Genomic DNA, 8,679 nt, shown 5'->3' with positions numbered 1-8,679 from the left:
GCGCGCCGCGACGCGGCGCCCGGAAGGACGAACGAGAGCACGATACGCGCGACGACGTACGCGCCGAGCACGGCGCACTCCCCTCCCCCTTGCGGGTCGGGGGTGGGGGGCCGCGGGCACTGAGCCTGTGGCGAGAGCCCTCACCCCAGCCCTCTCCCGCAAGCGGGAGAGGGAGACCAAGCGCTGTGCCCGCATCTCAACAACATCATTAATCGAAACGATGGGAGCAACTCCGCTTATCGCAGAGCACCGAACGTCGTACAGACAATCGCTCTTCCACGCGTTCGTCATCCGCTCAGCTCTGCTCCGGCAGCTTCAACGCGCCGCAACGCTGCAGCTCGGCAACTTCGCTAGCACTGTAGCCAGCCTCGCGCAGGACCTCGGCGCCCTGCTCGCCGAGGCGTGGCGCGAAGCGCTGGCGCTCGACTTTGGTGTCGGACCAGGTCGCCGAGACCTTCATGTCGCGGATCGGGCCTTCGGTCGGATGCGAGACGACGGGAAAAAAATCGGTCGCCACCAGATGCGGGTCGTCCAGAATACTTTCGAGATCGTGCATCCGCATCGCCGGCACATCGGCGGCGTCGAGCAGCGACGTCCACTCGTCCGTCGTGCGTGTGAGGAAGATCCGAGCCAGCTCTGCATAGACCACGTCGATGTTGACGGCCCGCCGCGCGAAGCTGGTGTAGCGCTCGTCGGCGAGTAGATCGTCTCGGCCGACGGCCCGCAGAAAGCTCAGCCACTGCTTGTCGTTGTAGACCATCGCGCAGATGTAGCCATCGGCAGTCTTGTAGGGGCGTCGGTCGGGCGACAGATGCCGCGCATAGCCGCCGCGATCCAGCGGTGGCTCGTAAGTGAGCCCCCCCATGTGATCACCCATGACGAAGCTCGCCATGGTTTCGAACATCGGGATGTCGAGCCGCTGCCCCTTGCCGGTGCGGTCGCGATGGACGAGCGATGCGCAGATCGCCCCCACCGCGGTCAGCCCGACGATGCGGTCGACCAACGCGTTCGGTACGTAGCGCGGCGTGCCATCGCCGACCCTCGCATTCAGCGACGGCAGCGCGGTGGCGCCCTGGATCAGATCGTCATAAGCGGGCTTTGCCGCATAGGGCCCGTCCTGGCCGAAGCCGAACACGCCGGCATAGATCAGCCTCGGATTGATCGAGGCGACGTCGTCATAACCGAGCCGCAGCCGCGCCATCGCCTGCGGCCTCACGTTGTACACCAACACATCGGCACCGGCGATCAACCGCAATGCCGCGTCTCGTCCTGCGGCGTGTTTGAGATCGAGGCAGATGCTGCGCTTGTTGCGATTGGCGTTGAGGAACACGGGCCCCATGCCGGGATGGCGCGTCGGGCCGATCTGCCGCGTCACGTCGCCCTCGGGCGACTCGATCTTGATCACGTCGGCACCGTAGTCGCCGAGCATTTGGGTGGCGTAAGGCCCCATCAGCACCGACGTCATATCGACGATCTTCACGCCCGCAAGTGGCCCCATCGGCGCTCCCGTCTGTGGCGCTCTCGGCGGCGCCGTCGTCCCCCTGTAGCGTGGAGGGATCGCGAAGATCAAGCACGGCCCGGGCATGGCGCTCTGCCGTGACCGCAGCCGGGCCGGATGTTCCGTGCCACGGAATCGTTGCGCAACATCATTGACCGCATGAAGCTGGATCGATCCACTGCCCCCGCATATTGAACGTTCCCGCCATCGTCACCACCGGTTGGAGCCACCGATGACGGCGCATCACGAGACGTACCTCAAGTCTCCGTCCCTGCCGGCGATGGGGCTCGGCGCGCTGTGGCCGTCTGCCGGCTGGAACAGCCGCGAGGGCTTTCCGACCTTCAGCTTCATCTGGCGCGACTACCAGATCAGCACAGACCTGATCAGCGCACTACGGCGTCTCGCGGGCCGCGATGATGAAGTCACAACGGAACGATTGCAGCTTCTGGCACCGCATGTCAGCGGCTTTCGCCTGACGCTGGCGATGCTGATGCATCCGGACTGGCCGCTGCCGGTCTGGCAGGCGTTGCAGCTCCGCAACCGGCTGATCCGTAACGGTGCGATCAAGGTCGCTTACCCGTCCGACCTGATCGCACGGGCGACCGCCTGGCGCGTGCACGACAAGGGCATCGAACTCGACATCCACGCGCAGCTGCTGCAGGACGACGACTGCCCATGGGAAAGCGTAACCACCTTCTACTATCGAGGCCGCTTCGCGCCGCCGCTGAACTATGGTCCGCTTGAGGGGGCCACCGCGGTGTCGCCGTCGGTTAATCCGGATCTGGCGCCGGTGGCGCATTGGACGGTCGACGGCGACCATCGCCTGCGCTTCGCTCGGCTGACCGGCGATTGCAATCCGCTGCATCTGATCGACGCTTACGCCCGCCGCACCGGCTTTGCGGCCGCCTCCGCACACCCGCAGCGCATCGCCGCGCAATGCCTCGGCCACCTGACGCTTTCACAGCCGCCGCGCCAGCTCGATCTGTGGCTCAAGGGCCCAGTGTACTACAACCGGGGCGTGACGCTACGACAGACTCATTCGGCCGAGGGCGAAGAGTTCGCCCTGTGGGTCGACGGCGACGAGCGAGCCGCGATGGTGGGGCGACTGAGCTAACTCAATCATTGCGATGAGCGAGGCGACGAAGCAATCCAGCACCGCGCACGGGGTTGGATTGCTTCGCCTCGCTCACAATGACGGGGACAATTACTTCACCATCTTGCGCAGTTCGGTCTTCAGCACCTTGCCATAATTATTCTTCGGCAGCGCGTCCAAATACACGTAGCGCTTCGGACGCTTGAATCGGGCGATGGCACCTTGGCAATGCGCGTCGAGCGCCGCGTCGTCGGCGCTCGCGCCGTCGGCAAGCACCACACAGGCGACGACATTCTCGCCCCATTCGGGATCGGCGACACCGATCGCCGACACTTCGCGCACGGCCGGATGCGTCAGCAGTGCTTCCTCGACTTCACGCGGATAGATATTGGTGCCGCCCGAGATGATCACATCCTTCGAGCGATCCGACAACGTCAGAAAGCCGTCCTCGTCGAGCCGGCCAACGTCGCCGGTGCGCAGCCAGCCGTCCTTCAGCGTCTCGGCATTCGCATCCGGGTTGTTCCAGTAGCCGAGCATGACGGTCGTCCCCTTCACCTCGATCTCGCCGGTCTGCCCGACCGCAAGCTCCTTGCCATCTGCGCCCGTGATGCGCACCGACACCACGCTCTGCGCCGTGCCGACCGAGGCCAGCCGGTCGAGATAGCGCGGATGCGCACTATCGGCATGACGCTCGCGCTTCAGCGAAGTGATCGTCATCGGCGACTCGCCCTGGCCGTAGATCTGCACGAAGCGCTGGCCCATGACGCTCAGCGCCTCGCGGATATCGGCCAGATACATCGGCCCGCCGCCATAGACGATGGTGCGGAGCCCCTCTCCGCTCTCGCCACGGCGCTTTGCGGCCTCGACCAGCCGCTTCACCATCGTCGGCGCGGCGAACATCGCCACGTTGCCGAGCTGCCTGCCGAGATCGAGCACTTCGTCCGGATCGAAGCCGCCGGATTCCGGCACGACATGGCGGGCGCCGAACCGGACGTGGATCATGTTGTAGAGCCCGGCGCCGTGCGAAATCGGCGCAGCGTACAAGGCAGCATCGTCCGGCGTCACCGCATCGACGTCAGCGAGATAGCACAGTGACATCGCCACCAGATTGCCGTGGCTGAGCATCACACCCTTCGGCCGGCCGGTGGTGCCCGAGGTGTAGAACAGCCACGCAAGATCATCGTCTTCGCGCGAAACCGGCGTGCCCAAGCCAATGCCGCTACGCGCCCGATCATAGCCGTCACTATCGATCGCCAGCGTCGCCATCCCGGAAGGCAAGTCGCACGACGCTTCGTTGAACGTGTCGGCGGTGTCGTCGCAGATCAGCGCCAGCCTGGCCTGGGCATTGTCGCAGATCCAGGCGACTTCCTTGCCGTGCAGCTTGGCATTGATCGGGATCGCGACAGCGCCGGCCCACCAGATGCCGTAGAGCGCTTCCAGATAAGCCGTGCAGTTGTGCGCGAACAGCGCGACACGATCGCCGGGGCGAATGCCGTAGTCGCGTCCGAGTGCCGCGGCGAAAGACGCGGCCCGCGTGGCGAACGTCGCGTAGTCCGCGTCAATCTTCGTTCCGCTGAGCAGCGCAGGAGCGCCCGGCCGCTGCCGGGCGCTTGCAGCGAGCCAATTCGCCAAATTCATCCGCGCTTCCTTCGCTCGCGCTTACTTCGCCGGCTCCAAGATCGACACGTAGTTGGCGACCGCGGCGCCGCCCATATTGAAGATGCCGCCGAGCTTGGCGTCCTTGATCTGCATGCCCTCCGGCGCCTGGCCGAGCAGCTGCATCGCGGTCAGCACGTGCATCGACACGCCGGTAGCGCCGATCGGATGGCCCTTCGCCTTGAGGCCGCCGGACGGATTGACCGGCAGCTTGCCGTCTTTCTGGGTCCAGCCTTCCTTGATGGCGCGGGCGCCCTGCCCCCGCGGCGTCAACCCCATCGCTTCGTATTCGATCAATTCGGCGACGGTGAAGCAGTCGTGGGTTTCGACGAACGACAGATCGTCCAGCGTCACGCCGGCGTCCGCCAGTGCACGCTGCCACGCCACGGTGCAGCCTTCGAACTGCAGAATGTCGCGCTTCGACATCGGCAGGAAGTCCTGGGCATGGGCGCGGGCGCGGATGTTAACCGCCTTGCCCATCGCCTTGGCATTGTCGGCGGAAGTCAGCACCAGCGCGGCGGCGCCGTCGGACACCAGCGAGCAATCGGTGCGCTTCAGCGGACCGGCGACGAACGGGTTCTTCTCGCCTTCAGCGCGGCAAAATTCGAAGCCGAAATCCTTGCGCATCTGCGCATAGGGATTGGCGACGCCATTGTGGTGGTTCTTGGCGGCGATCATCGCCAAAGCATCCGATTGGTCGCCGTATTTCTGGAAGTACTTCTGCGCGATGATGCCGAACACGCCGGCGAAACCCGCGGGCGTGTCGCCATCTTCCGGCAGATAGGACGCGCGCAGCAGGTTCTTGCCGATCTCCGGCCCGGGCGTCCGGGTCATCTGCTCGACGCCGACCACCAGCACCACCTTGGCGGCGCCGGACTCGATGGCGCGGATGCCCTGATGCACGGCGGCGGAACCGGTGGCACAGGCGTTCTCGACCCGGGTCGCCGGCTTGAAGCGCAGCGCCGGATCGGCCTGCAGCACCAGCGAGGCAGTGAAATCCTGCGGCGAGAAGCCGGCGTTGAAATGGCCGAGCACGATCTCGTCGACGTCGCCCGGCGCAATCCCGGCATCGGCGATCGCCTCGCTGGCGACGCGGACGATCATGCTCTCGACGGTCTCGGCGTCGAACTTGCCAAACGGCATATGAGCCCATCCGACGATGCTGGCGGTCATGGCGTTTTCTCCTGGGTCGGGTTGCTGATTTGGCCGGAATATAGGACGGCCATCAGCCAAAAGCATCCCCGTTTCAGACATGGAGATACGTCATGCCCGGGCTTGACCCGGGCATCCATCACGCCGGGTCAAGCCCGGCGATGACGACTGTGCGTTGGTCAGCCGACGAATTGGCCGCCCAACTCATCCTCGATGTGGATGCGGATGATGTCGTCGAACGTCTTCTCCGCGGTGGTGAAACCGAGGCTGAGCGCGCGGTCGGTGGAGAAGTTGCGCGGCCAGCCGGAGACGATGCCGATGATGGTCGGGTCCGGCTCGCGCTTGATCCGGGCGACGACGCTCTTGCCGGCGACGCGCTCCAACGCGGCGATCTGCTCGCCGACGGTCGCGGCAAGGCCGGGCATCGACAGATTGCGCCGCGGTCCGATCGCCGCGGTGTCCATGGTGCCGGCGTGGATCAGGAAGCCGACCGCGGAGCGCGGCGAGGCGTGCCAGTGCATCACGTCGTCGCCGACCGGCAGCACCGCCTCCTGCCCGACCAGCGGCTCGCGGATGATGTTGGAGAAGAAGCCGGACGCTGCCTTGTTCGGCTTGCCGGGGCGGACGCAGATCGTCGGCAGGCGGATGCCGATGCCGTCGAGAAAGCCCTTGCGGGTGTAGTCGGCGATCAACAGTTCGCAGATCGCCTTCTGGGTGCCGTAGCTGGTCAGCGGCGTCGACAGGAATTCGTCGCCGATCTTGTCCGGGAACGGCGCGCCGAACACCGCGATCGACGAGGTGAACACCAGCCGCGGCTTGTAGCCATCGCCCTCGGCGCGGATCGCGTCGATCAGTTGCTTGGTGCCGTCGAGATTGATCCGGTAGCCCTTGTCGAAATCCGCTTCGGCCTCGCCGGAGACGATCGCGGCGAGATGGAAGATGACGTCGGGCCGATGCCCGACCAGCGCGGCCGCCTGCCCGGGCTCGGCGAGATCGCTGGTCACCACCGACATCGCAATCGAGGCATGCGGCGGCCGCGCCGGCGCAACGACGTCCTGCAGCGTCATCCGCGTGATCTCGCGATTGCCGAGGCGACCGTCGGCGAGCAACCGGTCGGTCAGTTTGCGCCCGACCATGCCGGCGGCGCCGAGGATGAGAATGTGCAACGTGATCCCCTATCGTTTGTCATTCCGGGATGCGACCAGACGGCGTAGCCGGCTGGTGGCAGGCCGGAATCCATACTCCCCGCAGGGGTTATGGATTCCGGGCTCGCGCTTCGCGCGCCCCGGAATGACGAACTCTGATGTGGTTGGAAGTCAAGCGGCGATGATGACGTCCTATTCCTTCACCGCCCCGGTCATCGCCGACACATAGTGCTCGACGAAGAACGCGTAGAGGATGACGAGCGGCAGCGAGCCGACCAGGGCGCCGGCCATCAGCGAGCCCCATTTGTAGATGTCGCCGTCGACGAACTCGTTGACGATCGCCACCGGCACGGTTTTGTTCGGCGTCGACTGCAGGAAGGTCAGCGCGTAGATGAACTCGTTCCAGCACAGCGTGAACGAGAAGATGAACGCCGAGATCAGCCCCGGCACCGCCAGCGGCACGATGATCTTGGTGAGACTCTGCCACCGCGACGCGCCGTCGATCAGCGCGCACTCCTCGAGCTCGAACGGGATGGTCTTGAAGTAGCCCATCAGCAGCCAGGTCGAGAACGGGATCAGCAGAGTCGGGTAGACCAGGATCAGCGATAGTGGCGAGTCGAACAACCCGTAGGCCTGGATCACCGAGGCCAGCGGGATGAACAGGATCGACGGCGGTACCAGATACGCCAGGAAAATCGCGCCGCCGACGCTGTCGGCGCCGCGGAAGCGCAGCCGCACGATGGCGTAGGCGGCGAGCACGGATGCGAAGATCGACAGCACCGTCGAAGCAGCGGCGACGTACATGGTGTTCCACAGCCAGCGCGGATATTGCGTCTCGAACAAGAGCTTGGAGATGTGCTTCAGCGTCGGCTTCACCACCCAGAACGGGTTGTAGGTCTCCATGTCTATCAGTTGCTCGTCGGGTTTGATCGACGTCAGCGCCATCCAGTAGAACGGAAACAGCAGGATCACGATGATGATCGCGAGCGGCAGATACAGCGTCACCAGACGTCGCGGCAGCGACTCCAGATAGCTCATGCCCTCACTGTCGTCGTCCTTGGCGACGGTGGCGGCCTTGACGGCGAGGCGCGGATCGGAGGCGGTTGTCTCAGTCATTATCCGATCCTTGCTGCCACTTGCGGCGCTGCATGCCGAACCAGGAGATCGCGATCGCCGCCAGCAGGAACGGGATCATCGCGGTAGCGATCGCCGCGCCCTCTCCTAACCGGCCGGAGAGAATGCCGCGTTGATAGCTCAGCGTCGCCATCAGATGCGTGGCGTTGACCGGACCGCCGCGGGTCAGCGCCCAGATCAGCTGAAAGTCGGTGAAGGTGAACAGCACCGAGAACGTCATCACCACCGCGATGATCGGCGTCAGCAGCGGATAGGTGATGTAGCGGAAGCGCTGCCACGACGTCGCGCCATCCAGCGTCGCGGCCTCATACAGCGACGGCGACACCGTTTGCAGCCCGGCCAGCAGCGTGATCGCCACGAACGGCACGCCGCGCCAGATATTGGCGAAGATCACCGACGCACGCGCCCAATTGGTGTCGCCGAGGAAGTTGATGTTGTGGTCGATCAGCCCGAGCTTGATCAGCGACCACGAGATGATCGAGAACTGCGAGTCGTAGATCCACCAGAACGCGATCGCCGACAGCACCGTCGGCACGATGAACGGCACCAGCACCGCGGCGCGGATGATCGCTTTGAACGGCATGTGCCGGTTGAGCAGCAGCGCAAGATACAGGCCGACGGCGAATTTGATGGCGCTGGCGACCGCCGTGTACAAAATGGTGTTGAACACCGACAGCCAGAAGATGCTGTCGTCCCAAAGCCACTCGTAGTTCTCGACGCCAACGAACACCCCGTCGCGCCCGATCCGCGCGTCGGTGAAGCTCATCCACACGCCGAGGAACAGCGGATAGGCCAAAAAAAGGATCAGAAACGCCGCCGCCGGCAGCATGAACCACAGCGCGATGAAATTGCGGTTGGTGCGCAGGCGTTGCCAGGCGGAGGGGCCGGCGCGCGCCTGATCGCGCATCTGAAGTGTCGTCATGCTAGCTCCGTCTGACCGACGTAGGCCGAGTGCAAGTCTGACTGCCTTAACGTTCCTCATTCCGGGGCGCGCGGAGCGC

Annotated in this window: 7 protein-coding genes; 1 reads left to right on the top strand and 6 read right to left on the bottom strand. The window is 64.9% G+C overall.

All coding sequences use genetic code 11. The features are described from left to right. Positions 1 to 295 precede the first annotated feature (295 nt). Positions 296 to 1,498, bottom strand: a complete 1,203-nt coding sequence (locus tag ACOJTD_RS02385) for a CaiB/BaiF CoA transferase family protein (protein WP_420131341.1) — start codon at positions 1,496 to 1,498, stop codon at positions 296 to 298. A 232-nt stretch (positions 1,499 to 1,730) separates the two neighbouring features. Between ACOJTD_RS02385 and ACOJTD_RS02380 the strand changes: the two genes are divergently transcribed. Then, positions 1,731 to 2,612 carry an acyl dehydratase gene (locus ACOJTD_RS02380; RefSeq protein WP_420131340.1) on the top strand — a complete coding sequence of 294 codons (882 nt, stop codon included), beginning with the start codon at positions 1,731 to 1,733 and terminating at the stop codon, positions 2,610 to 2,612. Between the two features lie 90 nt (positions 2,613 to 2,702). Here the strand turns inward: ACOJTD_RS02380 and ACOJTD_RS02375 are convergent, their stop codons facing one another. The 5 genes from ACOJTD_RS02375 to ACOJTD_RS02355 all read right to left on the bottom strand — a co-directional run bounded on the left by ACOJTD_RS02375 (position 2,703) and on the right by ACOJTD_RS02355 (position 8,600). After that, on the bottom strand, positions 2,703 to 4,229 hold the full coding sequence (locus ACOJTD_RS02375) for an AMP-binding protein (protein ID WP_420131339.1): 1,527 nt from the start codon (positions 4,227 to 4,229) through the stop codon (positions 2,703 to 2,705). A gap of 21 nt (positions 4,230 to 4,250) precedes the next feature. Continuing rightward, on the bottom strand, positions 4,251 to 5,420 hold the full coding sequence (locus ACOJTD_RS02370; protein ID WP_420131338.1) for an acetyl-CoA acetyltransferase: 1,170 nt from the start codon (positions 5,418 to 5,420) through the stop codon (positions 4,251 to 4,253). 158 nt (positions 5,421 to 5,578) lie between these two features. Beyond that, the gene (gene denD, locus ACOJTD_RS02365) at positions 5,579 to 6,565 is read right to left on the bottom strand and encodes a D-erythronate dehydrogenase (protein WP_420131337.1); all 987 of its coding nucleotides are present in this window, start codon (positions 6,563 to 6,565) and stop codon (positions 5,579 to 5,581) included. A gap of 171 nt (positions 6,566 to 6,736) precedes the next feature. Further along, complete coding sequence (locus ACOJTD_RS02360; RefSeq protein ID WP_420131336.1) at positions 6,737 to 7,660, bottom strand: carbohydrate ABC transporter permease; 924 nt, start codon at positions 7,658 to 7,660, stop codon at positions 6,737 to 6,739. Beyond that, positions 7,653 to 8,600, bottom strand: a complete 948-nt coding sequence (locus tag ACOJTD_RS02355; RefSeq protein WP_420131335.1) for a carbohydrate ABC transporter permease — start codon at positions 8,598 to 8,600, stop codon at positions 7,653 to 7,655. The genes ACOJTD_RS02360 and ACOJTD_RS02355 overlap by 8 nt, the downstream gene beginning before the upstream one ends. Positions 8,601 to 8,679: the final 79 nt, after the last annotated feature.

Source organism: Rhodopseudomonas sp., assembly GCF_048594845.1.
In the GTDB taxonomy this organism is placed as follows: Bacteria; Pseudomonadota; Alphaproteobacteria; order Rhizobiales; family Xanthobacteraceae; genus Rhodopseudomonas.
The sequence above is the reverse complement of the archived record's forward strand: the minus strand, read 5'-3'. Positions and strand labels throughout refer to the sequence as shown.